Raw genomic sequence first — 24733 nt, 5'->3', positions numbered from 1 at the left:
GGGCTAGCGCTGTGCCGGTGCGGAGCCGCTTGCTCTGCTGGTGCGGATTCGCTTCACGAGGCCATCGATCACCTGCTGCGGCAGATCGAAGGCGGGCATCTTGTTCTTGCCCTTCCGGATCACCTCGGCGATCTGGGCGTCGGTCACCCGCTCCTGCCAGGCGGTGTCGGTGAGATCCGGGGCGCGAACCATCGGACCTTGCGGGCCATCGCCGCGACCGGCCCTGCCGTGACAGGTGGAGCAGTTCCGCTGCCAGGCGAGCTCGAGCAGCCCCGGGTCGGTCTCGTTCGAGGCGACCGGCCGCGCGGCGACCTTGCCGCCCTGCCCCTCGTTGGGGCTCGGCGGATCGTGATCGGCCGGCGTCCATTCGCGAACATCGCCCGGCCCGGGGTCGCAGCCGAAGAGGCCAAGCGAGAGGACGGCCGTGAAGAGGAGGCGGCCCAGGGGCCTGTCGTGGCGTCGCCGCATGGGGTGGAGGAGTACGGATAGTGAAGATGATGGGGGAGGCAAGCGAAGAAGGACAACAAGACGACGTCCGCCGCCGGCGCGCGCGGGGTGGCGCGGCGCGGCGGCGAGCGGGGCTCCGTCGTCGAACGGTCAGGCCGCCGGGCGCGGCTCGGACGCGCCGCGAGGACCGCGGCGCGCCCGGAGGGGCGCAGCCAGGCGGAGCGCCGTCACTTGCAGGGATCGCCGGCGACCTTGCCGCCGCCGTCCACGGGCTGCTTGTCGACCGCCTTGCCGTCGACGGCCGCGATGAAGAACCCGGTGCGGCGGTTCTGGGCCTTGCCGTCGGGCGTGTTGTTGTCGGCGATCGGCTTGGTCTCGCCGAAGCCGACGGCGATGAAGCGCTTGCAGTCGTGGCCCTTCGCGACGAGCCAGCGAGCGACCGACATCGCGCGCTTCTCGGACAGCACCTGGTTCGCGGCGTCCTCGCCGTCGGAGTCGGTGTGCCCCTCGACCCGGAGGAGGGTGACGTCCTTCCGCTGCTTCAGGAAGTCGTCGACGATGCTGAGGACCTCGTCGCTCTCGGGCAGGAGCTTGTCGCTGTTCGTCTCGAAGACCACCGGGCCGGGCAGCTCGACCTGGTTGCCCTTCAGCTTGAAGGTGAGCTTGAAGCGCGGGCGGGGCTTCTTCTCCTCCTTCGGCTCCTCCTGCTTCGGCTCCGGCGGGGGCGGGGGCGTGGCCGCCGGCTCCTTGCCGCCGGCGTTGAACGAGGCGCTGGCCGTGCAACCGGCCGTCGCGGCGGCAGCGCCAACCATCATCACGGCGCACAGAACGGAAGCGACGTATCTACGCATGGACGTTGTTCTCCTCTGAGGGCACGAGCCAGAGCTCGCATCGGCAACCCGCCGGGCTGACGCCCTGGGACGGCAGCTCGCCATGAGTCTTCACTGCCATCGGGTATTTGCGTGGTGGACGCTCGAAGCGATGCCGCCTTCTAGCGAAAAGTTGGGACAAACGAAACCAGGAAGAGGGCGCCTCACGGACCCCCACGAGCGGGCGGACCGAGAGAGCGCGCCACCAAGGCCTCCCTCGCTTGAGCGCGTACCCTGGACGGGCGGGGTCGATTCTTGAGACGCTCGCGGGGCGCGCGATGGCTCAACGGCGAGCACGATCTTCGCGCAGAGCGCGGGCGGGCTGAGCAGGTCGCACGTCGCAGGCTGTGGGGAGCTCTGGCGAGGGGGCACCCGGGGGAGGTGCCCGCGGAGCCCTCGACGAGGGCTCCGCTGGGATCGCCGCTGCTGGATGGGAATCGCGCGGCGCTCAGCCCTGGTCCGGGGGCGCTTCCCCGCACGGCACGCCGCTCGTCTCGGCAGGGGGCGCGATCTCGCCCAGCTGGACCTGCTTCGCCGTGAACCCGATGCCGATGGAGATGGCGTTGCACTCCTGGCCCGGGTCCTGGCTGCCGTCCTTCAGGATGTCCGAGGCGCGACGGACCTGGTCGAGGGTCGTCTCCAGCCCCGCGCCATCGCAGAAGGTCGGCTGGACAGCGCCGATGACGCTGCGCAGCTCCTCGACGAGGACTGCCGTCTCGAGCACGCCCGCGATGGTGCCGTTGACCACCGACTTGTGATCGGGCGCGAGATCCATCGCGATCCTCACGTTGCGGATCGTGAGGCCGATGGTGGTCCCCGAGATCGTCAGGTTCAGCTTGAAGGTGACCTGTGACTCCGGGCCCGAAACCCACGTGTCGTCGACGACGTAGCTGGCCGGGAACATGACCTTGGCACTCTCGATGTTCTGAGCGTCCTCGAGCAGCTCCGGGACGACGGGCCACCTGTCGCTGCCGTCCCAGGCGGGCGCCATGCCCAGCGTGGCGCCGCCGTAGAGCTTCGCGGTGAGCGGGTTGTAGGACGACTGCGCGCCGAGCCCGTCGACCTTCAGGATCACCGTGAAATCGCCGTTGGCGATGGCGTCGGTGACCCTCGTCGATGGGTCGCTCAGGAGAGTCGCAATGAGGCCGACGAGCTTGTTGCCGAAGGAGTTGTCGATGCCGTCGACGCCGTCCGGATAGACGTCGGAAGGGGCGGCGCCGTCGACCGGCCGGCAGAGGTCCTCCGAGATGGTGCTGGACACCTTGCCGTCGATGTTGAAGCCGTACTGCTTCCAGCTGCCCGGTACCTTCTTCCCGGCGCGATCCGTGTCGCCGAGGAAGAGGCGGTCGATCGCGAACGCGACCCCCTCGCCGTCACCGGCCTGCTCCGGCCCCGGCCCGGGCGGCTGGCCGAGGTCGACGTCTTGTTCAGCGGGCGGCGGCGCGGCCTCTTCGGAACCACAGCCGGCGACGGACAGGAGCGCCGTCGCCAAATAGACCGCGACGGCGATACGGGAATGGCGCATCATCGACCTCACTTTCTGGAAACCCCACCCCAAATCAGGCAAGTGCTCTCAAACGGGCGCACATGCTAGCGCCGGCTCGCGCGCCTCATCAAGGGCGATCCCCGCTGCGCAATGCGCTATATGTGAGCTCGCAGGCACGTGACGGTCGGTCGTCCAAATGCCTCCCGATTTCGTTCTCCCTGATTACCTGTCTTTCCCGATTCGCACGACGATGAGAAGCCACCTGGAAGCCCGCTGTGACCGCTGAGTTCATCCACCTCCACGTGCATTCGCAGTACTCGCTCCTCGACGGCGCCCTCCGCGTCAAGGACCTCGCCGCGCGCGCCAAGTCGCTCGGTATGCGCGCCGTCGCCCTGACGGATCACGGGAACATGTTCGGGGCGATTCAGCACTACAAGGCCTGCAAGGACCAGGGCATCGGCGCGATCATCGGCTGCGAGGTGAACGTGGCGCGCAGCTGGGGCGCGGCCGCGGGGCAGGTGTCGCGCTCGGGCGTGGACGAGACGCCCGTCGATCACCTCGTGCTGCTCGCGACGTCCGAGGAGGGCTACAAGAACCTCGTCCGCATCGTCTCGCTGGGGCACGTCGAGCCCGCGAGCGGGCTCGCGCCGAGCGTGCGGCTCGACATGGTGGCGCAGCACAGCGCGGGGCTCATCGGCCTGACCGGCTGCATGGGCGGCGTGGTCGCCCAGCGGATCCTCGAGCAGGGCGAGGACGAGGGGCGCGAGGCGCTCAGCCGGCTCCGGGACTGCTTCGAGCCGGGGAGCCTCTACGTCGAGCTCCAGGACCACGGGCTCGTCGAGCAGTCGGTGCTCAACGGCATCCTGGCGCGCGCGGCGGGCGATCTGGGGCTGCCGCTCGTCGCGACGAACGACGCGCACTTCGGCGCGCGCGAGGACGGCGAGGGGCAGCTGTACCTGTCGTGCATCGCGGCGAACCGCACGTTCGCCGATGCGAGCGAGGCGCACCACGGCAGCTTCGAGATGTTCCTCAAGCCCGCCGACGAGATGGCGCACCTCTTCCGCGACCACCCGCAGGCGGTCCGCTCGACGCTCGAGATCGCCGAGCGGTGCGCGGGGCTCAAGCTCAAGCTCGGCAAGCCGATGCTCCCGCGGTTCCCGCTGCCGAGCGGGTTCGACGACCCGGCGAGCTACTTCCGGCACGTGGCGCACGAGGGGCTCACGAAGCGGCTCGCGCAGATCGCGCGATCGGGCCGGACGGTGGACGAGGCGGTCTACCGGGCGCGCCTCGACGTCGAGCTGAACGTCATCGTCCAGATGGACTTCCCGGGCTACTTCCTCATCGTCTGGGACTTCATCAAGTACGCGAAGGACCACGGCATCCCGGTCGGGCCGGGCCGCGGCTCGGGCGCCGGCTCGCTCGTGGCCTACGCGATGGAGATCACCGATCTCGATCCGCTCCCGTACAACCTGCTGTTCGAGCGCTTCCTGAACCCGGAGCGCATCAGCATGCCCGACTTCGACGTCGACTTCTGCATGGACCGGCGCGACGAGGTCATCTCGTACGTCACGAAGAAGTACAGCAAGGAGGCCGACAAACCCTCCGTCGGGCAGATCGCGACGTTCCACGAGCTCAAGGCGCGGAGCGTCATCAAGGACGTCGCCCGGGCCATGGCGTTCCCCGCCAACGAGGCGCAGAAGATCGCGAGCCTCATCCCGCAGAAGGGGCCGGGGATCACGTACACGATCCCCGAGGCGCTCGACATCGAGCCGAAGCTCAAGGCGCTCAAGGAGAGCGACCCCACGGTCGCGGAGCTCCTGAAGCAGGCGCAGAAGCTCGAGGGGCTGACGCGGCACGCCGGCATGCACGCCGCCGGCGTCGTGATCAGCGAGGGCCCGCTCTGGGATCACGTCCCGTGCTTCAAGAACGGCGAGCAGGTCGTCACGCAGTACTACAAGGACGACGTCGAGCTGGCCGGGCTCGTGAAGTTCGACTTCCTCGGGCTGAAGACGCTCACCGTCATCGACATCGCGGTGCGGCTCGTGAACGCGCGCCCGGACCTCGCGGGCAAGGAGGGCGCGCGGTTCGACGTGAACGCGGTGCCGATCGACGACGCCGCCACCTACGCGCTCCTCCAGTCGGGCGAGACCACCGGGGTGTTCCAGCTCGAGTCGAGCGGCATGCAGCAGCTCTTCAAGGACCTGAAGCCCGACGCCTTCGAGGACATCGTCGCCGCCGTGGCGCTCTACCGGCCCGGACCGCTCGGCACCGGCATGGTGAAGGACTTCGTCGACTGCAAGCACGGTCGCAAGCCGATCGAGAAGATGCACCCCCTCGTCGACGAGCTCCTCCGGCCGACGTACGGCGTCATCGTCTACCAGGAGCAGGTCATGCAGATCGCGCAGCGGCTCGCGGGCTACACGCTCGGCGGCGCCGACCTGCTCCGGCGCGCCATGGGCAAGAAGAAGCCCGAGGAGATGGCGAAGCAGAAGGCGACGTTCGTCGACGGCGCGCTCAAGAACGGGGTGAAGGGGGAGGACGCCGAGCGCATCTTCGGGCTCCTCGAGTACTTCGCGGGCTACGGCTTCAACAAGAGCCACTCGGCCGCGTACGCGTTGCTCACCTACCAGACGGCCTACCTCAAGGCGCACTACCCGGTCGAGTTCCTTTGCGCCCTGATGACGGCCGACCGCGACAAGATCGAGAAGGTCGTGCGGATCATCGCGGAGGGGCGCGCGTGGGGGGTCGAGATCCTGCCGCCCGAGATCAACGAGTCCAAGACGGACTTCACCGTCGTCTACAGCGCGACGCCGGTGACGAACGGCAAGCGCGTGACCGGCACCCGGCGCGGCGGCTCGCGGGTGAGGGACCCGTACGACCCGAAGATCCGCTTCGGGATGGGGGCGATCCGCGGCGTCGGCGAGTCGGCGCTCGAGGCGATCCTCGAGGCGCGGGAGGCGGGGGGCGCGTTCGGGGATCTCTTCGACTTCGCCGAGCGCGTCGATCCGCGGCGGGTCAACAAGGGGGTGTTCGAGGCGCTCGTGCAGTGCGGCGCGTTCGACGCGAGCCTCCGGGTGCGGGGCATCTCGCGGTCGCGGGCGTTCGCGGCCATCGACAGGGCGCTCGAGCGCTCGCGCTCCGCGAGCAAGGAGCGGAACAGCGCGCAGATCGGCCTGTTCGCGGCCGTCGCGTCCAAGAACGAGGTGCGGCTGGACGACTACCCGATGGTCGAGGACTGGGATCTGCGGGAGACGCTCTCGCGGGAGAAGCAGTCCCTCGGCTTCTACGTCTCGGGGCACCCGCTCGATCGGTACGGCGTGGATCTGAACCGCTTCGACGTGACCGCGGTGAGCGCGCTGGCCGGCCTGGATGCCTGGGCCAGGGTGCGTGTCGGCGGCATGGTCGAGGGGTACCGCGAGCGCATCTTCAAGGGCGGCGGCGGCAAGATCGCGTTCTTCGTGCTCGAGGACACGTCCGGCCGGGTCGAGGTCAAGGTGCGCGAGAAGCAGATCGAGGCCTACGGCGAGCTCCTGAACCGGGGAGAGCCGGTCTTGATCTCGGGCAAGGTCAGCTTCCCCATGGTGGACGAGGGCGCCGAGGAGGCCGAGTCCGCGCCGCGCGAGCCGACCCTGCTGCTCGACGAGGTGCAGCCGCTCTCCGACGCGATCCTCGCGCAGACGCGGAGCGTGGCGATCACGCTGAAGTCGCGCAGCGCCAGGCGCGAGCACATCGATCGGCTCGGCGCGCTCCTGCGGGCGAGCCCGGGGGTGTGCCCGGTGCAGCTCGTGATCCAGCTCGACGACGGGGCGGAGGCCGTGCTGGCGCTGGGACGCGATCTCCGCGTCGAGCCGAACGACGCGATGCTGGGGCGGCTCGAGAAGCTGTTCGGCGAGAAGGTAGCCGAGCTCAGGTAGGCGGCTCGACCGCGCCCGCTTGCTCGGCGGCCCGCGCGAGGGCGCCGAGCTTCGCCTCGGCGTCGGCGCGGTCGCCCTGGTGCTTGAGGAGGACGCCGAGCGTGTCGCGGGCGAGCTCCGGGGTGATCGCGCGCTTGCCGAGCAGGAGCAGCGCGCGGGCCCAGTCGATCGTCTCGCTGATGGCGGGGGACTTCCGCAGATCCATGGCCCTGAGGCCGGCGACGAACGCGACGATCTGCGCGGCGAGGCGGGGCTCGATCCCCGGGAGGGCGACCCTCAGGATGGCGAGCTCGCGCGACGGCGGCGGGTAGTCCAGGAACGCGTGCAGGCAACGGCGGCGCAGCGCTTCGGTCATCTCGCGCGTCGCGTTCGTGGTGAGCAGCACGAGAGGCGGACGCGCGGCGCGGATCGTGCCGAGCTCGGGGATCGTGACCTGCATGTCGGCGAGCACCTCCAGCAGGAACGCCTCGAACTCCGGGTCGGCGCGATCGACCTCGTCGATGAGGAGGACGACGGGGGCGGCGCTGCGCAGCGCCGCGAGGAGCGGGCGCGCGATCAGGAAGTGCTCGCTGAAGAACGACGCCTCGCTCCCCGCGATCGCGCGCGCGGCGGCGGCGAGGCTCGCCGCGCCGGCGATCTCCTTCGCGACCGCGTCCCGCAGGAGCTGCGTGTAGAGCATCTGCTTCGCGTAGTCCCACTCGTACAGCGCCTTCGCCTCGTCGAGGCCCTCGTAGCACTGGAGCCGGATGAGCCCGCGACCGAGCGCCTCGGCCGCGGCGCGGGCGAGCTCGGTCTTGCCGACGCCGGCCGGCCCTTCGAGCAGGAGCGGCCGTTCCATCCGGAGGGCGAGCCACAGCGCGAGCGAGGTCGCCGGATCGGCGATGTAGCGGGCCGCCGCGAGGCGCGCGTCGAGCTCGTCCGCGGTGGCCGGGGTGTCGTCGCGGGCGCTCCGATCGCCGGGCGCGCCGCCGTCGTGATCCGGGGGAGGCGTCACGGCGGGACGGTAGCACGCCGCGCGCGGCGCCCGGGTGGCGGCGCGGCGCGAGCGAGGCCGGCCGTGGCCGCGCTCTCCGCGCTGGGTTAGAGATCGCGGCGATGACCGAAGAGCACCGCTCGCTCGTGCGCATCGACGCGACTGGCACGGCTCACCCCGTCGACCTCGACGCCAGCAAGCAGCTGCGCGCGCGGCAGGGCGTGCTCCAGCTGCTGCCGGCGCCCGGCCACCTCGTCGTGTTGCGCCACGTGGGGAAGGAGGCGCCGGCCGACGCGCCGGCGGCCGCGCCGCTCCGGCTCGCCGGTCAGATCATGGGGCCGGGCGCGCTCTGCGACGTCGTCTCGCTCATCGGGCAGGCGGGGTGGTCCGGCGAGCTCGTCGTGATCGACGGCGCGGAGAGCCGGTCGCTGTTCTTCGAGCCGGGCCACGCCATCGCCGCGCGCTCGAGCGCCCCGGGCGAGCGCATCGGCGAGGTGCTCTACCGCTACGGCGCGCTCTCGCGGCCGCAGGTCGACGCGACGCTCGCCGCCGCGGCGCCGGACGTGCGCTTCGGCGAGACCGCGGTGAAGCTCGGCTTCGTGCCGCGCGAGCGGCTTTATCAGCTGCTCAGCGCGCAGGCGGAGGAGATCGCTTACCGGGTGCTCCTCGCGGGCGAGGGGATGTTCTATTTCCTCGCGGGCTTCGAGGAGGAGCAGATCCCGACGCGCCACAGCCTCCCGGTCCACGCGCTGCTCCTCGAGGCGGTGCGCCGCATGGACGAGCTGCGCTATTTCCGCGAGCGGATCCCGTCGGATCAGCACGTGCCCGCGCGCGTGCCGGATCGCGGCCCGCCGCCGGAGGAGCTCCGCGCGGTGTACGACGCCGTCGACGGGCAGCGATCGGTGGCGGAGGTGGCGCGCGCGCTCGGGCAGGGGGAGTTCGAGACCACGCGGGCGCTCTTCCAGCTGGCGCAGTCCGGGCGGGTCGTGGTGCGCGCGCCGGGGCCGACGGGCGCCGCCGCCGGCATCGCGCTCTTCAACGAGGCGATCGCGTCGATCCTCTCCGCTGTCGACGGGGCCCAGCGGGGCGACGAGGTGCGCTGGCAGCTCGCCGCGTTCGTCGCGGGCGCGGGCATCTACGACGCCCTCTTCCGCGGCGCGGGGCCCGCGCCGGACGGGACGCTCGAGCCCGCGAGGCTGCTCGAGAACGCGACGCTCATCGCCGGCGCCGAGCAGGCCGAGGCGATGCTCTCGCAGTGGCTGCGCGAGTACGTCTCGTTCGCCATGTTCGTCGCGGAGCCGTGCCTGCGCCTGTCGCCCGAGGGCATCCCGCTCTCGAGGCGCAGCGACAACCAGCCGCCGCTGTCGAAGCGCGTCGCCGCGCTCGTGGGCCCGCTCGCGCCCAGGTAGCCGTCGCCGACCCGCGCGCGGGCGCCGCTAGCCTCGCGGCGCCGCGAGGATCTCCGCGGCCAGGAGATCGAGCCGCGGCGCCGCGCGATCGGGGCAGGGGAGATCGGCCTCGCCCCGCAGCGGGCACAGCTCGCAGCGGCGTCGATCCAGGAGCAGGCCCGCCCGCATGCCCACGGCGCGCGCGGCCGCCACGTCGCTCGGCGCGTCGCCGATCATCCAGCTCGCGGCGACGTCGAGATCGAGATCGCGCGCGAGCCCCGCGAGCATCCCCGGCTTCGGCTTCCTGCAGTCGCACGGGCCGATCAGCGCCGGATCGCCGCCGGGCCCGCCCTCGGGGTGGTGCGGGCACACCGCGAGCGCCGCGATCTCGACGCCGGCCGCGCGCAGCCCGTCGACGAGCGCGCGGTTCGTGCGCTCGATCGCCCCCCAGGGGACCTGGCCCTTCGCCGCCCCCGGCTGGTTGGTCGCGATCGCCAGCAAGAACCCCGCGTCCGCGAGCCGCCGCAGGCCCTCGAGCGCGCCCGGCAGGAGCCGGATCTGATCCGGGTGGAACGCCGTCACGACCACGCCGAGCTCGGGATCGCGGACCACGTCGATGAGGGTGCCGTCGCGGTCGAGGACGATCCCGCGCCTCGCCACGCGGCGCTCAGCTCTCGGCCACGAGCTGCAGGAGCCGCTCGCAGATCAGGTGGTGGTAGACCTCGTGGAAGCCCTCGACGTGCGGCGTCGACGTGTAGCCGGCCCGCGTCCTCGGCACGATCACGCTGGCGTCGGCCATCTGGCGCAGCGCGCCGCCGTCGTAGCCGACGAGCGCGACCACCTTGGCCCCCGCCTTCCTCGCGAAGTCCGCGGCGGCCACCAGGTTCTGCGACCACGGGCCGGCCCGATCGGCGCCCGAGCCGCCGTGCACGCTCAGGCACACGAGCACGTCGCCGGCGACGATGCGGCCGTCGAGCTGCTCGAGGAAGATCCGGTTGAAGCCGACGTCGTTGGTCAGGGCGCTGAGGAGGGCCGCGTTGTCGCAGAGCGAGGTGCACTTGAAGCGGCGCTTGCCGTCGACCCACGTGAACTTGGCGATGTCGCAGGCGAGGTGGCTCGCGTTCGCCGCCGAGCCGCCGTTGCCGCACGTGTAGATGGTGCGATCGTTCCGGTACGCCTCGAAGAGGATCTCGATGACCCGCGCCATGTCGTCGGGGCTCGTCGCGAGGGCGATCTCGGCCGTCTCGCGAAGGTACTTTTCCACGAAGTCGTGCGTGCTCTGCGGCATGATCGATCTATAGCCAGAATCCCGGCGAGATGCCCAGTGAGCGGCGCGCCGGCGCGCCGGCTCACGATCGGTGCAGGTTCGCGACGATGCGCGCGCCGTCGAGATCGAAGCGGAAGCGCAGCACGCGCAGGCCCTTCGCGGCGAGCGCCTCCAGCACCCGGCGCTTCTCCGCCGGGCGGACGTAGAACATGAAGAACCCGCCGCCGCCGGCCCCCATCAGCTTGCCGCCGAGCGCCCCGGCGCCCCGGGCGACCTCGTAGATCTCGTCGAGGACCTCGTCGGTCATCTTGGAGGCGAGCTTACGCTTCTGGGTCCAGTGGGCGTGCAGGAGCTCGCCGTAGTCGTCGAGCTTGCCGGAGACGAGGATGCGGTGCACGTCGCGGCCGATCTCCTTGATACGGTGCATCCGCTCGACCACCGCGGGCTCGAGATCGTGCAGCCGCCGCCCCTGCTCGGAGAGCACCACCCTGGCCGGCCGCTCGATGCCGCTCCACACGATGAGCAGGTTGCTCTCGAGCTCGTCCAGCACCTCGTCGCGGACCGGCACGGGCTCGACGTGCACCGAGCCGTCCGGCGAGAACGTGAACGCGGTGACGTTGCCGTAGGCGGCGATGTACTGATCCTGCTTGCCGATCGGCTCCCCGAGGCGCTCGATCTCGATGGCGCACGCCTCGCGCGCGAGCTGCTCGGACGACACGAAGTCGCGCTTGTAGGCGTGCAGGGCGTTGAGGAGCGCGACCGTGAACGAGCTCGACGAGCCGAGGCCCGAGTTCGCGGGGAGATCCGCGACGCTCGTGAGCTCGATCGAGTGCTCGATTCCCATCATCCGGAGCGCCTCCCGGAAGATGGGGTGCTCGATCCGGTCGACCGAGGGGACGATCTCGGTCTTGGAGTAGGCGAGGCGGATGTCGCGGTGGAAGCGCTTGTTGGCCGTGACGTAGATGTACTTGTCGATGGCGGCCGACACGAGGTAGCCGCCGAACCGGTCGGAGTAGGCGGGCAGATCGGTCCCGCCGCCGCCGAGGGAGAAGCGGACCGGGGCGCGGGAGACGATCATCCCCGCTCCTCCGCCGCGGCCGGGGCCCCGAGCGCGGCCTCGAGATCGCGGAGGCCCCGCTCGGAGCCGATCTCGTAAAAGCGCGCCGCGACCCGGAGCGCCCGCAGGCGGCCGCGTGCCGCGAGGTCGCGCTGCACCGCATCGAAGCCGAGCGGCGTGTCCGCCGGCAGCGCCTCGACGACCCCGCGGCGGAGCGCGGTCGCTCCGTAATCGATGTGATCGAGGGCAGGGTCGGGCGGGGCATCCGCGCGGCGCTTCTCGTAACGCGCCACGAGGTCGCCCGAGACGGCCGTGTTCGAGGCGTCCAGCCGATCCTCGTTCCGGTACACGGCCATCGTGCCGAGCGCGCCCGGGTGCGCACAGAGGTCCCGGAGCGGGGCCAGGTAATCGAAGGGCAGATAGGAGTCGCCGTAGGTCATGAGGAACACAGGGGCCAAGTGGGGCAGCGCGCGCCGCAGCGCGCCGGCCGTGCCCAGGAGCTCGGGGCCGTCGTCGGCGTAACGGAGCGGCAGCCCCGCGAACCGATCGCCCATCGCCCCGCGAACGGCGTCGCCCAGGTGACCCACGCAGAGGACCACCTCGCCGACGCCCGCGGCGGCGAGCCGATCGAGGAGCCACGCCCCGAACGGCCGGCCGGCCACCGGCAGCAGGAATTTCGGCGTGCGCTCCGTCCGCGGGTGCATCCGGGTGCCGAGCCCGCCGGCGAGGATCACGGCTTGAGGGGACGAGGCGTCGGGGCGCACCAGCGGGACGTACCACAGACGACGGCCACCATCGGTGCGCCTCGGGCGTTCCCGCCGGCGGCCCGGAGAAATCGTCGCCACAAACTGTACGACCGTTCAGCTACTGAACTAGGGTCGGCGCCATGACCGACAAGGACCTCGTTCCGCATCTTCTCCGGACGCTGCTCGCCCTCCAGAGCGAGGGCAAGACGGTGACCCTCGAAACGTTGACCACGGCCCTCGCGGTGCGCCGGACGGACGTCCGCCGGGTGATCACCGCCCTCCACCGCGAGGGCTACCTCGATGCCCTGCGGATGCGGCTCACGTTCCGCGGGCTCGCGCTCGGCGCAGCCTTCGCGGCGGCGCCGCTCCGCCCCCTGCGCCGCCCATCGCTGCGCGCGGTCAAGGCGGCTTGAGCGACCGCGCCCGCACCACGCTCGCGCCGGGGTCGCCGCGAGCAGCGAGTCGATCTCTGCCCAACGGCGTGGCCCCCGCCCTCGGACCGCGCCGCGGGCGGAGGGTCGACATGGATTGTCGATGAGTTTCGGATCTTGCCGCATTTCATTTGGTAGAGCGGCAAATTCACACTGGACACGCGCCCGAGCCACCGATCGAGCGCCGGGGCGGGGGCGGCGGCCGTCGCGAGATCGTCCGGGTTTCTCCGGTCTCTGCGCGTCACTCCGCGCGGAAGACGTTGACATTCCGGGGGATTCGTGAGACGGCGGCAGCGTGATATCCGATGTCGAGATCGAGAATGAGATTCGTGCTTTGGTGGCCGCGTTCCTGGAGGGCATGAAAGCGCTGGCCCGTAAGGACGTTCTCCAAAACGCAGCGCGGTACCTGGAAGTCGACATCAAGGCCGCAGGGATATCCGGGCCCGTCGCGACTCCCATGAAGCCGGCCCGCAAGCCCGAGCGCGCTCCGGCGCCGAGCCGCCCGGCCGCGCCGCCCCGAAGCGCGCCGCCGCGCAAGGCCCCCGCCCCGAAGCGCGCTGCGCCGCGCAAGAAGGCGGCCGCGCCGCGGGCCACCGCCGGCGCCGCGCGTCCGGCGGCCGCCCCGGCCAAGGCGCGCCGCGCGAGCGCCGCCCCCGCCCAGGCGGCGCCCGCCGTCGGGGCGGGCGCGAAGGAGGCCGAGCAAGCCCGCCCGACGAGCCCGGAGAACGCGCCGTCCGGGATCCCCGGGGACGAGATCGCCGAGGCGCTGCTCGCCCATGTGGAAATCGAGCCGGGCCAGGGCATCGACGATCTTGCGCTGGCGATGGGCACCCCTGCAGCCGAGCTCCAGGAGCCGATCAAGAAGCTTCTCGAGGAAAACAAGATCACCGAGGAGCTGAACCAGGGTCAGACGTCGTACTACCCGGCCTGAGCGGACATCGGCGCGCCGGTCATCCGGGCATGAGCGTTGCCTGAGCCGGCCGCACGGCGGGCGGCTGGCGCAGGCCGGCGCCGCCGTGGTCTCAGGAAATGCGCCGCCGAGGCCGCACGAAACGCGCCGCAGGCGGCGCGCCGAGCGGGCCCTGCGGCGATGTCCGGCCCGAGGCTGCGCTCTCGTGTGTTGGCTGACGTACCCGGCGAGGCCGTCGCCGCGCACTCGACGCGGACGCGGGGCCCCGGTAACCTGCCCTTCCAGGCTCTTCCCGGATGACTCCCGCGCACGAACAGATTCTCAACGTCCTGCTCGGCTATCTCTCGGCGATGAACGCAGAGGGAGTCCTGCTCCGGGCCATGCGGGAGGCGGAGATCCAGCCCGAGAAGTTCTCGCTCGACGACCTCCCGGACATCATTCCGAGCATCGAGCGCCGCGCCCGCCTTTATGTCGATCCGGCGCGGCTCGGTCGGCTCAAGTCGGAAATTTCGGCGATCGGCGGCGATCGGCCTTCGCGGCGCTCGAAGGTCATGGCCATCAACGTGGAGGCGGACATCAGCGAGGCGCGCCTGAGCGCGAAGGCCGTTTGCGACGCGGCCGGCGCAAAGAGCTTCACCTCGCACAAGGTCGCGACCATCGTCAGCGAGCTCGCCCGGAACATCGTCCATTATACTCCAGGCGGGACGATCGAGATCGCCGTGCAGCGCGACAGCCCGGTCCGCTTCCTCATCGTCGCGGTGGACGAGGGCGCCGGCATCCAGAACCTGCAGGAGATCCTCGCCGGCCGCTACAAGAGCAAGACCGGCATGGGCCGCGGCCTCATCGGGGTCAAGCGGCTGGCCGATCGCTTCCAGATCGACTCGGGGCCGAAGGGGACGCGGGTGGAGATCGAGGTCCACCTGTGAGGCTGTCCGTGGAGTACGCCATTCTTCCCAAGGATGGAGAGCGCGTCAGCGGCGACGCCGCCTTCGTGCGGGCCGGCGAGGATGGGGTCGTCTTCGCGGTCATCGACGCGCTGGGTCACGGCGAGCACGCGGCGGCCGCGGCGGACGTCGCGCTCAAGGCGCTCGCCGACGCGCCGAGCGGCGACGACGTCCGCGCCCTCATCGACCGCCTCCACGCGCGGCTCCGCGGGACCCGCGGCGCCGCCGGCATGGTCTGCCGCTTCCGGGAGGGGCGGCTCCAGGGCTGCGGCGTCGGGAACGTCGAGCTGATGTCCCACGGCACGCGCGTGCAGTGGCTCCAGAGCCCGGGCATCCTCGGCGCGTCGCTCGGGAAGGCCCGGATCTTCGACGCGCAGCTCGCGCCGGGCGACCGGCTCGTCGTCTTCTCCGACGGGATCTCGCCCCGCTTCGACCTCTCGCTGTTTCGTGGGATGAAGGCCGCGGAGGCCTGCCGCGTCCTCATGAGCCGACACCGGCGCTCGCACGACGACTCAACGGTCTTGATCGCCGACATCGAACCTTAGGATGACCATGGAGCTCAAGCGCCTTCCGATCATCAACCTGTGGGACCGGATCCTGGTGCCCATCCAGGGGGACGTGACCGACGACCTCGCGGAGCAGCTGAACACCGAGGTGCTGCGGGCCATCCACGAGAGCGGCGCGAAGGGGCTGGTCATCGATCTCACGGCCGTATGGATCATGGATAGCCACCTGTGCGCCGTGCTGTCGAACCTTGCCTCCGCCGCGCGGCTCATGGGCACGCCCACGATCCTGTCCGGGCTGAGCCCCGAGATCGCGATGACGCTGCAGGCCATGGGGGTCGAGCTCGCGGCGGTGAAGACGGCGCTGACGCTCGAGCAGGCGCTCACCATGCTCGGGCTCGAGGTGCGCCGCGCCGAGGCGCGCGACGAGGACGACGAGGACGACGACGACGACCTCTTCGACGACGAGGACGACGAGGACGACGACGACGGATGGGAGGCGGACGATCGCGGCGACTCGAGGCGCGCGCCCCAGGCCGCGCGCTCGCCGCGGCCCGCCGCGAGCGCCGAGCGGGGGCAAGGCGGCGGCAAGAGCCGGCTCAGGCGCCGCTGAGCCCGCGCGAGCGCGGCCGGCACGACGTCGCGCCATCCACGCGCCATCCACGCGCCATCCACGCGATCGACGCACCGGACGCGCCCTCCTGACGGCCGGGTGACGGCGATGGTCGCGGTGGGCAACGCCGCGGGTCCCTGGTATGCCTCACGCCCGCTCTCCGGGCGATCTCACCATGGACAAGCTGGATTGCCTCTCCGCTCCGCCGCCCAAGCAGCGGGGGATCTTCTGCAACCGGACGCTGAACCTCCGTTCGATCAAGGCGATCGGGTACGACATGGATTACACGCTGATCCACTACCGCGTGGAGGCGTGGGAGCGTCGGGCCTATGAGCACCTCCGCCACCTGCTGGAGAGCGAGGGCTGGCCGGTCGGAGACCTGACCTTCGAGCCGGACCTCGTGATCCGGGGGCTCATCCTGGACACCGAGCTCGGCAACCTGCTCAAGGTGAATCGGTTCGGGTACGTGAAGCGGGCGTACCACGGCACCCAGCCGATCGACTTCGAGACCCAGCGCGCGACGTACGCGCGGACCATCGTCGACCTGGCGGACGAGCGCTACGTCTTCCTGAACACGCTCTTCTCGCTCTCGGAAGGGTGCATGTACGCGAAGCTCGTCGATCTGCTCGATCAGCGCCGGCTGCCCGAGGTGCTCGGCTACGGCGACCTCTACCGCCGCGTGAAGGATCGCCTCGACGCGACGCACATGGAGGGGCAGCTCAAGGCCGAGATCATCGCGGATCCGGACCGGTTCGTGCTTCTCGATCCGGAGACCCCGCTCACGCTGCTCGACCAGAAGGAGGCGGGCAAGAAGCTCCTCCTCATCACGAACTCCGAGTGGGTCTACACGCGCGCGATGATGAGCTACGCCTTCGATCGCTTCCTGCCGGACGGCATGACGTGGCGCGACCTGTTCGACGTGGTGATCGTGTCCGCGCGGAAGCCGGAGTTCTTCTCGAGCCGCAGCCCGCTGTTCGAGGTGGTCACGGAGGACGGCCTCCTGCGCCCGGCCGGCCGGCTGCGCGAGGGGGGGCACTACCTCGGCGGCAACGCGGGGCTCGTCGAGCACCACCTCGGGCTGTCCGGCGACGAGATCCTCTATATCGGCGATCACATCTATGGAGACGTGCACGTGTCGAAGAGCGTCCTCCGGTGGCGCACGGCGCTCATCATCCGGGAGCTCGAGGAGGAGATCGTCGCGATCGAGGAGGCGCGGGGGGCCGAGGCGCGGCTCGATCTCTGGATGCGGGAGAAGGAGGACGCGGAGCGCGTCTACGCGAGGCTGCGCCTCGAGCTCCAGCGGATGCGCGCCGGCTACGGGCCGGTCGTCGGGGCGACGGAGGCCGAGGTCCAGGCGAAGATGAACGAGCTCAAGGTCAGCCTCGCGGCGCTCGACGCGCGGATCGCCCCGCTCGCGAAGGCGTCGGCCGAGACGATGAACCCGCGGTGGGGGCTGCTCCTCCGCACGGGGAACGACAAGAGCCACCTGGCCCGGCAGATCGAGCGCTCGGCGGACATCTACACGTCGCGCGTCTCCAACTTTCTCCTGGCGACGCCCCACGTGCTGCTCCGCTCGCACCGCGGGAGCCTGCCGCACGATCCCATGGGCGCGCCGCCGGGCGCCGACCGGCAGAACGGCGAGCCCGCCCCGGTCGACGACGCGACGCCCGTGGGGATGTAGGCGGCCCCGGCGCGGCTCTGGCGCCCTGCGGCGCGCGGCCGGCGGAGGCGCGGCGGGCGCAGGGCGAGCGCCGCTGCGCGGCCGGACGAGCCCAGGCGCGGCTCAGGCCGCGAGCCGGTGTGCGTCCGGACGAGCCCAGGCGCGGCTCAGGCCGCGAGCCGCTGCGCGGCGCTGTCGAGGATGTCGAGGCACCCCGTCAGGCTGTCGCAGAAGAGCAGCTCGCGCCGGAGGGCGGACGCGCCGGAGAGGCCGCGGAGGTAGCCGGTCAGGTGGCGCCGCGTCACGCGCACGCCGTGCGGCTCGCCGCGCGCCTCGGTGTTCGCGATGAGGTGCGCGCGGCACAGGGCGAGGCGCTCCTCGGCCGTCGGCGGCGGGAGCCGCGCGCCGTGGTCGAGCAGCGCCCGGGCCTCGCGGAAGACCCAGGGGTGGTCGATCGCGGCGCGGCCGACCATCACGCCGGCGCACCCCGTCTCCCGCAGGGCGCGGGCGGCGTCGTCGGCGGTCTTGATGTCGCCGTTCACCACGACGGGGATGGACACGACCTCGCGCGCGCGGGCGGCCCAGCTCCAGTCGGCCGCGCCGCTGTGCCCCATCTGGGCCGTGCGGCAGTGGATCGTGAGCGCGGCGACGCCGGCGTCCTCGAGGCGGCGCGCCAGGTCGACGATCGGCATGTGGGACTCGGGCCCCCAGCCGATGCGCGTCTTCACGGTGACCGGGAGCGAGACGGTGCGCACCACGAGCCGGGCCATGGCCACCATCGCCTCCGGATCGCGCAGCCAGCCCGCGCCCGCGCCGCGGCCGGCGATCTTCGGCACCCAGCAGCCGCAGTTGATGTCGAGGAACGCCGGCCCTGCCTGCTCGGCGACCCGCGCGGCCTCGGCGAGGCGCTCCGGGTTGGCGCCGTAGATCTGGATCGCCGTCGGCTGGTCGCCGGCGGACAGGGCGAGCTTGCGCCGCGCGGTCTTGCACCCGCGCAGGAGCCCCTCGACGTTGACGAACTCCGTCACGCACAGCTCGGCGCCGAGCTCGCGGCAGATGCGGCGGAAGACGGCGTCCGTCACGTCCTCCATGGGCGCGAGGACGACGGGGCGGCCTTGGAACAGCCGGCGAAAGCTTTCGGGCGAGAGCGGCACGGTGGCGAGCTTTCAAGCACGGATCCGGCCGGTTGACCAGGGCGACGCCGCGGCCCCCGGGCGCCGGGCCCGCCGGGCGGGAGCCACGGGGGCGCAAAGGCGCGGGGGCGCGGAAGCGCGGGGCGCGGGGGCGCGGAAGCGCGGGGCGCGGAGGCGCGGAGGCGCGGAAGCGCGGGGGCGCGGAGGCGCGGAAGCGCGGGGGCGCGGCCGGCATTCGCCACCTCGGATCTCGGGACGTGTGTGCCGGCAGCGCACGAACACGGCAGGTCCTGCGGCGAGCGGCCTTGTTTGGTATGACATCCTGGGTGGGAGACGCCGCGCGGCGCAGACCGCCATCGTGTCCGAGGAAACCAGCCGCGCAGATGACCGCAACGCTCGCTTGACGTGCGGCGCGGCTCTGGCGACCCTCGAGTGTGCCATGAAGCGCGCGCTGCTCAGAGACGCTCTCCTCGCTGAGCGCTCGGCGTCGTCGCGCATGCTCAAGGAGCGCGAGACCCGCGCGATCGGCGCGCGGCGCGGCACGCTGACCGCCCAGGACACCGAGAGCGTCCGCCGCGCGGTCCGCCGCGCTTTCCGGGTCGCTCTCTGGATATGGCCCGCGTTCACGCTCGTCGACGTGTTCATGGCGACCGTGCTGTACCCCGCGGCGCCGATGTGGCGCTTCGTCGTCATGCGCATGATCGAGCAGGCGATCGCCATCGCCGTGTACCGGCTCTCGGGCCGCCCGACCGTCTCGGGGCGCGTCGTGCTGCTCGGGTACGACACGGCGTTCCTCATCGCCGCGATCTTCATCTCGCTCATGGCGCTCGATTTCGGCGGCCTGACGAGCGCGTACATGCACGGCCTCTCCATCGTCGTGCTGCTGCGCACCGCGCTCGTGCCGGCGCCGTTCGGCAAGGCGCTGCTCGCCTCCGCGCCGATGTTCCTCGCCTTCCCGACCGTCATGGGCGTCGCCGCGGTCTTCTCCCCAGACATCCTCTCGGCGTGGCTCGACCCGACGACGCTGCTCACGGCCGCGAGCCATTATATCTTCGTCCCCTCCTCGGGGGTCATCGGGGCCCTGTCGAGCCACGTGGTCTGGGCCGCGCAGCAGCAGGTCTATCAGGCGCGCAAGCTGGGCAGGTATCGGCTCGAGGCGCCGATCGGCAAAGGGGGGATGAGCGAGGTCTGGCTCGCCTGGGACGAGACGCTCCAGCGCGGCGTCGCCCTCAAGCTCCTGCGGACCCGCGACGCGCCCGACCCGGCGGTGCTGAAGCGCTTCGAGCAGGAGGCGCACGCGGCCAGCAAGCTCAGCGACCCGCACACGATCCGGATCTTCGACTTCGGCGCGAGCGACGACGGCATCTACTACATCGCGATGGAGCACCTGCGCGGGGCCGATCTCGCCGCCATCGTGCGCAACTACGGCCCCATGCCCGTGGCGCGCGCCGTGCGCTTCGCCCTGCAGGCCTGCCGCTCGCTCATCGAGGCGCACGAGGCCGGGATCATCCACCGGGACATCAAGCCGCAGAACCTCTTCGTCACCCGCGTGGGCGACGATCACGACTTCCTCAAGCTGCTCGATTTCGGCGTCGCGCGGATGGTCGAGGGCGGCCGGGACGCCGAGCTGACGAACAGCGGTATGCTCTGCGGGACGCCCGCCTACATGGCGCCCGAGGTGTGCCGCGGCGACCGCGCCGACGCGCGCAGCGACGTCTACTCGCTCGGCGGCACGCTCTATTTCCTGCTCACCGGGGAGCTGCCGTTCGAGGGCTCGTCGTCGGGGCAGCTCTTCGTCGCGCACATGACGAAGGCCCCGCTCGCGCCGTCGGTGCGCCGCGGCCCGGTCGTCCCGCGCGCGGTCGATCGCCTCGTCCTGCGCTGCCTCGCCAAGGACCCGCGCCACCGCTTCCAGAGCGCGCGCGCGCTGTACGACGCGCTCCTCCCGCTGCTCGACGAGTCCGCCTGGAGCGCGGCGGACGCGGAGCGCTTCTGGGTGACCGATCGAGCGGAGAAGCTCGGCCAGCTCGAGGCCCCGCCCGAGCGCCTCGCGCCGGCGCGGGGCGGCTCCACGCAAACCGCCTCAGCGCGATAACACCGAGACACCGCGCGCTCCTCGCCGCGAAGGCGGCCGTCCACGAGACCGGCGCCGCACGGGAAAAGTGCGTCGAAACGGTTCGGAAACACACGAGAAACTCCGATTTTTGATCGCTGCCTGTATGACGCAGAGGCCGATGCAGAGCAGGAATTGATCGGAGCGCGGCCGCCTCGTGCGCCATGGCTCATGGCCGCCGCGCCCTGGTCTCGGTGAGGAGGACAGATGTCGACTTTGATTACCGAGTGGAATCCCGACGATGAGGCATTTTGGGAGAAGACAGGGAAGCGGATCGCTCGTCGGAACCTCATCTGGTCGATCATCGCCGAGAACATCGGCTTTTCCGTCTGGCTGCTCTGGAGCGTGACGGCCACCCGGCTCCCCAAGGTCGGCTTCGACTACACCACGGACCAGCTCTTCTTGCTGGTCGCGATCCCGGGCCTCGTCGGCGCGCTGATCCGGTTCCCGTACACGTTCGCCGTCCCCAAGTTCGGCGGGCGCAACTGGACCATCGTCAGCGCGCTCCTCTTGCTGATCCCCACGATCTCGCTCTCGGTACTCGTGACCAGGCCGGACACGCCGTTCTGGCTCATGGCGCTCGCGGCGGCGACCGCGGGGCTCGGCGGGGGCAACTTCGCCTCCAGCATGGCGAACATCTCGTTCTTCTATCCGGACAAGAAGAAGGGGCTGGCGCTCGGGCTCAACGCCGCCGGCGGCAACATCGGCGTCAGCAACGTGCAGCTCCTCGTGCCGCTCCTCATCGGGCCGGGCGCGGTCGCGACGGCGATCGGCGGGTATCACACCGAGTCTGGGATTTACCTGCAAAACGCGGGGCTGATGTGGATCCCGCTCATCCTCCTCTCGGCGGGCGGCGCGTACTTCTTCATGAACAACCTGGCGTCGGCGAAGTCGAACTGGAAAGATCAGGCGGCCGCCGCCAGGAACAAGCACACCTGGATCATCGCGTGGCTGTACGTCGGCACGTTCGGCTCGTTCATCGGCTACTCGGCGGCCCTGCCGCTGCTGCTCAAGATGCAGTTCCCCGCCGTGACGCTCGAGCTCACGTTCCTCGGCGCGCTCATCGGCTCGGTGGCCCGCCCGCTGGGCGGCTACCTCGCGGACAAGATCGGCGGGGCGCGCATCACGTTCTGCAACTTCGTGGTGATGGGCCTCGCGTCGCTCGGGATCATCCACTTCCTGAACGAGAAGAGCTACGCCGGGGTCGTCACGATGTTCATGATCATGTTCGTCTCGACCGGCATCGGCAACGGCTCGACCTTCCGGATGGTCCCCGTGCTCTTCCGGCGCGACCACCTGCGCGCGGCGCAGGGCAGGGGCGAGGCGGCGCGCAACGAGGCGCTGATCGCCGCGCGGCGCCAGAGCGCCGCCGTCCTCGGGTTCACCTCGGCGGTCGGGGCGCTCGGCGGCTTCTTCATCCCGCGGAGCTTCGGCGCCTCGATCAAGGCGACGGGCGGGGCCACGACGGCGGTCATGTATTTCTTCGTCTTCTATCTCACCTGCATCGGGCTCACGTGGTGGTGTTACATGAGGACCCGCTTCCTCGTGAACCGCATCCCGAGCCTCGCCGAGGCCGACGCCTGAGCCGCGCGGGCCGGCGCGCCGCCGAGCGCGCTGGCGCGCCTCGGACGTCTCCTGACGCCGAGGCTCCTCCGCGGCGCGACGCGACGAAGCCTCGGCGGGACACGGGAGCCTGGACCGTTGACCGCTCTGGAGCCGACCGTGAGGTCCTGAGGGCGTGAAGCGCCGTGGCGAGGACCGAGCCACGGCGCTGCCGCCGCTCATCGAGGGCCGCGCGTCGTCGTCACCGGGCCGCGCGGTCGACGGCGCTCGCTACCAGCCCCAGCCGCCGCAGCCGCCGCCCCAGCCGCCGCCCCAGCCGCCGCAGCCGCCGCCCCAGCCCCAGGGCCGGCCCCAGAAGCCGCCGCCCCAGCCCCAGGGGCGGCCCCAGCCGCCCCAGCCGCCCCAGCCCCAGGGCCGGCCCCAGCCGCCCCAGCCCCAGGGCCGGCCCCAGAAGCCGCCGCCCCAGCCCCAGGGCCGGCCCCAGCCGCCCCAGCCGCCCCAGAAGCGCGATGTCGCGTCAGGGCTCTCGCTGGCGCTCTCCTCACCGGAGCTCGCCGCGCCGGCGTTCGCCGAGCCGGGGTCTGCTGCGCTCGCGTCCTCCGGGCTCACGCCCATCGACGGCGCCGCGCTCGACTCCTGATCTGCGGAGTCCATCTCCTCGCCCTGAACCGCCGGCTTCGCCTCGTCGGTTTGGACCGCCGTGTCGTCCGTCGTCGCCTCGGCCGCCACGGCCACGCCGGCCGCGGAGAGCGCCGTCGAGAGCGCGACGAGCGATGCGAACTTCGTCAATTGGCTCATGTTCCCATTCTCCTGTGCACATCGACTCATGTGGATGGCGCCAACGCCCGTCGCGACGACGAGCGTCGACGCGCGGGGACCTGAGCTTCCCCGTCGCGAGATCATGTGTGGTGTCAGGGGCGTGATGTCGATTACCCCAGAAAGGACACCTGAGACACCATGGATGCTTTCGGCGCTCCTGCGCGCGGGGAGGGCCGCCGCGCGCCCCTCTTCGGCCCCCCCGGGAGATCCTCCCGGTGGCGATACGCGCTTTCCCAGCTTGCGCGCGGCGCAGACAGCGATCGCGCGGGGAGGCTAGGGCCGAGGGCGGGCGAACCGCTGCGGCCGGCGGGCGCGCACACGGGCGCAAGAGACAATGCGTGCGGGCGCGGAAACGTGGAGCGCGGAAACGTGGAGCGCGGAAACGTGGAGCGCGGGAGCGTGGAGCGTGGGAGCACGGAAGCGCGTCGGACTGCGGCGCTATGGACAAGCCGGCGAGAGATGCCTTATAGTCGTAAGACTGCCGTGGTCGTGCCCTGAAATACGAGCAGCTCGATCAACCGAGGTGACGCGGAGCACCCGAGGCTCCTGCCCGCTGGGCGAGCGCTGTGCGGCTGGCGCGGCGCGGTAGAGGATGCGGCATGAAGGTTCGCGAGATCGTGACGTCCGCCCAGATACTCCGGCTTGAGGACGATGGAATCATCCGCGCGACTGCGTTTCCTGTGCACATGAGCCTGGCCTTCGCACAGGAGGTCGTCAGGGCCACCATCGAGCTCGGAGGCGGCACGCCGGGTGGTGGCCCAATTTGCCCCGGAGTGATTCACATGAAGGCGGGAAGGCAGGAAGATCATTGATCTTTTCTTCCCGCCTTCCCGCCTTCATGTTCAAATCCGGCCACCACCGCACGCCGCGCCCCGTCGGGTCGATATCCGCGCGCAAAAGACGGTGGACAGGGCAGCGCGGGAGTACTTCGCAGGAGCGGAGGCAGCGAAGGGGCACTGCGCCCTCGCGCTGCTCGTTCCTCTCCGCGATGCCCGACGCGCTCCTCGTGCTCGAGGTGGACGGGTCGATCGAGAGCGCGAACCGCGCGGCCCTGGAGCTCCTCGGCCACTCGAGGGACGAGATCCTGGAGCTGCCGGCGGAGCGGGTGCTCGGGGAGGGCGGGGCGGCCTCGGTGATCGAGCGCTGCGGCAGGCGGGCCGGATCGTCAACGAGGCGTCGGCCCTCGTGACCCGGAAGGGCGCGGGGGTCCCCATCGCCCTCTCGGCCAGCACGCTGCGCGGCCCCAAGGACGAGCTCTTGGGGCTCGTCCTCGTCGCCCGCGACATCACCGCGCAGAAGCGCGCCGAGGAGGAGAGGGAGCGGCTGGAGGCCGCCGTCCGGCGGCAGGCCCGGATGCTGCCGGCGCGCGGCGCGCTGACCGCCGGGCGGCTCAGGGACCGCCGCGGCTCAGGGACCGCTCACGCCATGATCTCGCCTTCGTAGAACGTGATCTGCGCGGCCCGGAGCGCCTGCTCGCCGCCCATGCCGCGGTGATGGCGCCGGAACACCTCGGACCTCGGGTACTGCTGAAACGCCTCCCGGCTCTCCCACCTCGAGACCGCCCGGAGGCCGCCGTCGCCCAGCCAGATCTCGAGGCCGAGGAAGCCGGAGAACTGCCGCATCTCCGGCGCTGCTCGCCGGAAGCTCTCCACCATGGCCTGGAGCGCCGGCCCGGAGGCGGTGATGGTGTTGACGACGATGAACATGGTGGCGTTCTAGAACACCAATCACGTCGAGCGACCGAGAAATGAACCGCCAAGAACGCTAAGAACGCCAAGAAGAAGAGAAGATCTTGGCGTCCTTGGCGGCTCGAATTTCTGCTCTTGCGAGCGGTTTCAACCCGCTTGTCGCTCTGGCGGCGCGCCGTCGAGGCGGCGGCGACCCCTCCGGGCCGCCC

24 protein-coding genes are annotated in these 24733 nt (G+C 71.2%); 13 read left to right on the top strand and 11 right to left on the bottom strand.

What is annotated here, in order from left to right; genetic code table 11:
* Positions 1-3 precede the first annotated feature (3 nt).
* The 3 genes from WMF20_RS21780 to WMF20_RS21770 all read right to left on the bottom strand — a co-directional run bounded on the left by WMF20_RS21780 (position 4) and on the right by WMF20_RS21770 (position 2844).
* A complete protein-coding gene (locus WMF20_RS21780) occupies positions 4-468 on the bottom strand; it encodes a c-type cytochrome (protein ID WP_437616460.1) in 465 nt (154 codons plus the stop codon).
* A 206-nt stretch (positions 469-674) separates the two neighbouring features.
* Positions 675-1298, bottom strand: coding sequence for an OmpA family protein (locus tag WMF20_RS21775; protein ID WP_237245541.1), 624 nt, complete (start codon positions 1296-1298; stop codon positions 675-677).
* Positions 1299-1764: 466 nt separating this feature from the next.
* Positions 1765-2844 carry a hypothetical protein gene (locus WMF20_RS21770; protein ID WP_237245540.1) on the bottom strand — a complete coding sequence of 360 codons (1080 nt, stop codon included), beginning with the start codon at positions 2842-2844 and terminating at the stop codon, positions 1765-1767.
* A 233-nt stretch (positions 2845-3077) separates the two neighbouring features.
* Between WMF20_RS21770 and dnaE the strand changes: the two genes are divergently transcribed.
* Complete coding sequence (gene dnaE, locus WMF20_RS21765; RefSeq protein WP_437616458.1) at positions 3078-6716, top strand: DNA polymerase III subunit alpha; 3639 nt, start codon at positions 3078-3080, stop codon at positions 6714-6716.
* Here dnaE and WMF20_RS21760 read toward each other — a convergent pair.
* Positions 6709-7710: an AAA family ATPase gene (locus WMF20_RS21760; protein ID WP_437616456.1), complete on the bottom strand. Its 1002-nt coding sequence runs from the start codon at positions 7708-7710 to the stop codon at positions 6709-6711. The genes dnaE and WMF20_RS21760 overlap by 8 nt on opposite strands.
* Positions 7711-7811: 101 nt before the next feature.
* On the opposite strand from WMF20_RS21760, the gene WMF20_RS21755 reads away from it, so the two are divergent.
* Complete coding sequence (locus tag WMF20_RS21755) at positions 7812-9098, top strand: DUF4388 domain-containing protein (protein WP_437616454.1); 1287 nt, start codon at positions 7812-7814, stop codon at positions 9096-9098.
* A 27-nt stretch (positions 9099-9125) separates the two neighbouring features.
* Here WMF20_RS21755 and WMF20_RS21750 read toward each other — a convergent pair whose 3' ends face one another.
* The 4 genes from WMF20_RS21750 to WMF20_RS21735 all read right to left on the bottom strand — a co-directional run bounded on the left by WMF20_RS21750 (position 9126) and on the right by WMF20_RS21735 (position 12165).
* The gene (locus WMF20_RS21750) at positions 9126-9737 is read right to left on the bottom strand and encodes a D-glycero-alpha-D-manno-heptose-1,7-bisphosphate 7-phosphatase (protein ID WP_437616452.1); all 612 of its coding nucleotides are present in this window, start codon (positions 9735-9737) and stop codon (positions 9126-9128) included.
* Positions 9738-9744: 7 nt separating this feature from the next.
* The gene (locus WMF20_RS21745) at positions 9745-10365 is read right to left on the bottom strand and encodes a D-sedoheptulose-7-phosphate isomerase (protein ID WP_129576159.1); all 621 of its coding nucleotides are present in this window, start codon (positions 10363-10365) and stop codon (positions 9745-9747) included.
* A 61-nt stretch (positions 10366-10426) separates the two neighbouring features.
* Positions 10427-11422, bottom strand: coding sequence for a GHMP family kinase ATP-binding protein (locus WMF20_RS21740; RefSeq protein WP_129576158.1), 996 nt, complete (start codon positions 11420-11422; stop codon positions 10427-10429).
* Entirely contained in the window at positions 11419-12165 is a 747-nt protein-coding gene (locus WMF20_RS21735) for an NTP transferase domain-containing protein (RefSeq protein ID WP_437616449.1), read from the bottom strand. The genes WMF20_RS21740 and WMF20_RS21735 overlap by 4 nt, the downstream gene beginning before the upstream one ends.
* Positions 12166-12287: 122 nt before the next feature.
* Here WMF20_RS21735 and WMF20_RS21730 point away from each other — a divergent pair, with 122 nt between their 5' ends.
* From WMF20_RS21730 to WMF20_RS21705, 6 genes are all read left to right on the top strand, one after another.
* Positions 12288-12560, top strand: coding sequence for a hypothetical protein (locus tag WMF20_RS21730; protein ID WP_129576156.1), 273 nt, complete (start codon positions 12288-12290; stop codon positions 12558-12560).
* A 313-nt stretch (positions 12561-12873) separates the two neighbouring features.
* A complete protein-coding gene (locus tag WMF20_RS21725) occupies positions 12874-13509 on the top strand; it encodes a hypothetical protein (RefSeq protein ID WP_437616447.1) in 636 nt (211 codons plus the stop codon).
* 275 nt (positions 13510-13784) lie between these two features.
* On the top strand, positions 13785-14414 hold the full coding sequence (locus tag WMF20_RS21720) for an ATP-binding protein (RefSeq protein WP_129576154.1): 630 nt from the start codon (positions 13785-13787) through the stop codon (positions 14412-14414).
* Positions 14411-14977, top strand: a complete 567-nt coding sequence (locus WMF20_RS21715; RefSeq protein WP_129576153.1) for a SpoIIE family protein phosphatase — start codon at positions 14411-14413, stop codon at positions 14975-14977. The genes WMF20_RS21720 and WMF20_RS21715 overlap by 4 nt, the downstream gene beginning before the upstream one ends.
* A gap of 7 nt (positions 14978-14984) precedes the next feature.
* Positions 14985-15548 (top strand): STAS domain-containing protein, encoded by a 564-nt coding sequence (locus WMF20_RS21710; protein WP_437616444.1) that lies wholly within the window; start codon positions 14985-14987, stop codon positions 15546-15548.
* A gap of 175 nt (positions 15549-15723) precedes the next feature.
* Positions 15724-17229 carry an HAD-IG family 5'-nucleotidase gene (locus tag WMF20_RS21705; protein ID WP_165374120.1) on the top strand — a complete coding sequence of 502 codons (1506 nt, stop codon included), beginning with the start codon at positions 15724-15726 and terminating at the stop codon, positions 17227-17229.
* 146 nt (positions 17230-17375) lie between these two features.
* Here the strand turns inward: WMF20_RS21705 and dusB are convergent, their stop codons facing one another.
* Positions 17376-18362, bottom strand: coding sequence for a tRNA dihydrouridine synthase DusB (gene dusB / locus WMF20_RS21700; RefSeq protein ID WP_437616442.1), 987 nt, complete (start codon positions 18360-18362; stop codon positions 17376-17378).
* A gap of 475 nt (positions 18363-18837) precedes the next feature.
* On the opposite strand from dusB, the gene WMF20_RS21695 reads away from it, so the two are divergent.
* Both WMF20_RS21695 and WMF20_RS21690 read left to right on the top strand, forming a co-directional pair.
* Positions 18838-20436 (top strand): serine/threonine-protein kinase, encoded by a 1599-nt coding sequence (locus WMF20_RS21695; RefSeq protein ID WP_437616440.1) that lies wholly within the window; start codon positions 18838-18840, stop codon positions 20434-20436.
* Between the two features lie 225 nt (positions 20437-20661).
* Positions 20662-22038, top strand: coding sequence for an MFS transporter (locus tag WMF20_RS21690; RefSeq protein WP_437616438.1), 1377 nt, complete (start codon positions 20662-20664; stop codon positions 22036-22038).
* A gap of 249 nt (positions 22039-22287) precedes the next feature.
* Here the strand turns inward: WMF20_RS21690 and WMF20_RS21685 are convergent, their stop codons facing one another.
* Positions 22288-22815 carry a hypothetical protein gene (locus WMF20_RS21685; RefSeq protein ID WP_437616436.1) on the bottom strand — a complete coding sequence of 176 codons (528 nt, stop codon included), beginning with the start codon at positions 22813-22815 and terminating at the stop codon, positions 22288-22290.
* A 620-nt stretch (positions 22816-23435) separates the two neighbouring features.
* Between WMF20_RS21685 and WMF20_RS21680 the strand changes: the two genes are divergently transcribed.
* The 3 genes from WMF20_RS21680 (at position 23436) to WMF20_RS21670 (ending at position 24279) form a co-directional block, all read left to right on the top strand.
* On the top strand, positions 23436-23648 hold the full coding sequence (locus tag WMF20_RS21680) for a hypothetical protein (protein WP_437616434.1): 213 nt from the start codon (positions 23436-23438) through the stop codon (positions 23646-23648).
* Positions 23649-23824: 176 nt separating this feature from the next.
* On the top strand, positions 23825-24025 hold the full coding sequence (locus tag WMF20_RS21675) for a PAS domain-containing protein (RefSeq protein ID WP_437616432.1): 201 nt from the start codon (positions 23825-23827) through the stop codon (positions 24023-24025).
* Positions 24022-24279, top strand: coding sequence for a hypothetical protein (locus WMF20_RS21670; RefSeq protein ID WP_437616430.1), 258 nt, complete (start codon positions 24022-24024; stop codon positions 24277-24279). Before WMF20_RS21675 ends, WMF20_RS21670 begins: the two co-directional genes overlap by 4 nt.
* Here the strand turns inward: WMF20_RS21670 and WMF20_RS21665 are convergent.
* Positions 24255-24542: an antibiotic biosynthesis monooxygenase family protein gene (locus tag WMF20_RS21665; protein WP_437616428.1), complete on the bottom strand. Its 288-nt coding sequence runs from the start codon at positions 24540-24542 to the stop codon at positions 24255-24257. The genes WMF20_RS21670 and WMF20_RS21665 overlap by 25 nt on opposite strands.
* Positions 24543-24733: the final 191 nt, after the last annotated feature.

The sequence above is a fragment of the Sorangium sp. So ce834 genome (assembly GCF_051521425.1).
In the GTDB taxonomy this organism is placed as follows: Bacteria; Myxococcota_A; Polyangia; order Polyangiales; family Polyangiaceae; genus Sorangium; species Sorangium cellulosum_D.
This window is presented reverse-complemented; position numbering and strand designations above follow the sequence as displayed.

Bases quoted from the DNA above. Each gene is read 5' to 3' on its own strand.
- WMF20_RS21755 (WP_437616454.1), top strand. From the start codon at position 7,812: ATGACCGAAGAGCACCGCTCGCTCGTGCGCATCGACGCGACTGGCACG.
- WMF20_RS21775 (WP_237245541.1), bottom strand. From the start codon at position 1,298: ATGCGTAGATACGTCGCTTCCGTTCTGTGCGCCGTGATGATGGTTGGC.
- WMF20_RS21685 (WP_437616436.1), bottom strand. From the start codon at position 22,815: ATGAGCCAATTGACGAAGTTCGCATCGCTCGTCGCGCTCTCGACGGCG.
- WMF20_RS21740 (WP_129576158.1), bottom strand. From the start codon at position 11,422: ATGATCGTCTCCCGCGCCCCGGTCCGCTTCTCCCTCGGCGGCGGCGGG.
- WMF20_RS21705 (WP_165374120.1), top strand. From the start codon at position 15,724: ATGGACAAGCTGGATTGCCTCTCCGCTCCGCCGCCCAAGCAGCGGGGG.
- WMF20_RS21695 (WP_437616440.1), top strand. From the start codon at position 18,838: ATGCTCAAGGAGCGCGAGACCCGCGCGATCGGCGCGCGGCGCGGCACG.
- WMF20_RS21690 (WP_437616438.1), top strand. From the start codon at position 20,662: ATGTCGACTTTGATTACCGAGTGGAATCCCGACGATGAGGCATTTTGG.
- WMF20_RS21680 (WP_437616434.1), top strand. From the start codon at position 23,436: ATGAAGGTTCGCGAGATCGTGACGTCCGCCCAGATACTCCGGCTTGAG.
- WMF20_RS21780 (WP_437616460.1), bottom strand. From the start codon at position 468: ATGCGGCGACGCCACGACAGGCCCCTGGGCCGCCTCCTCTTCACGGCC.
- WMF20_RS21770 (WP_237245540.1), bottom strand. From the start codon at position 2,844: ATGATGCGCCATTCCCGTATCGCCGTCGCGGTCTATTTGGCGACGGCG.
- WMF20_RS21710 (WP_437616444.1), top strand. From the start codon at position 14,985: ATGGAGCTCAAGCGCCTTCCGATCATCAACCTGTGGGACCGGATCCTG.
- WMF20_RS21675 (WP_437616432.1), top strand. From the start codon at position 23,825: ATGCCCGACGCGCTCCTCGTGCTCGAGGTGGACGGGTCGATCGAGAGC.
- WMF20_RS21745 (WP_129576159.1), bottom strand. From the start codon at position 10,365: ATGCCGCAGAGCACGCACGACTTCGTGGAAAAGTACCTTCGCGAGACG.
- WMF20_RS21665 (WP_437616428.1), bottom strand. From the start codon at position 24,542: ATGTTCATCGTCGTCAACACCATCACCGCCTCCGGGCCGGCGCTCCAG.
- WMF20_RS21720 (WP_129576154.1), top strand. From the start codon at position 13,785: ATGACTCCCGCGCACGAACAGATTCTCAACGTCCTGCTCGGCTATCTC.
- WMF20_RS21730 (WP_129576156.1), top strand. From the start codon at position 12,288: ATGACCGACAAGGACCTCGTTCCGCATCTTCTCCGGACGCTGCTCGCC.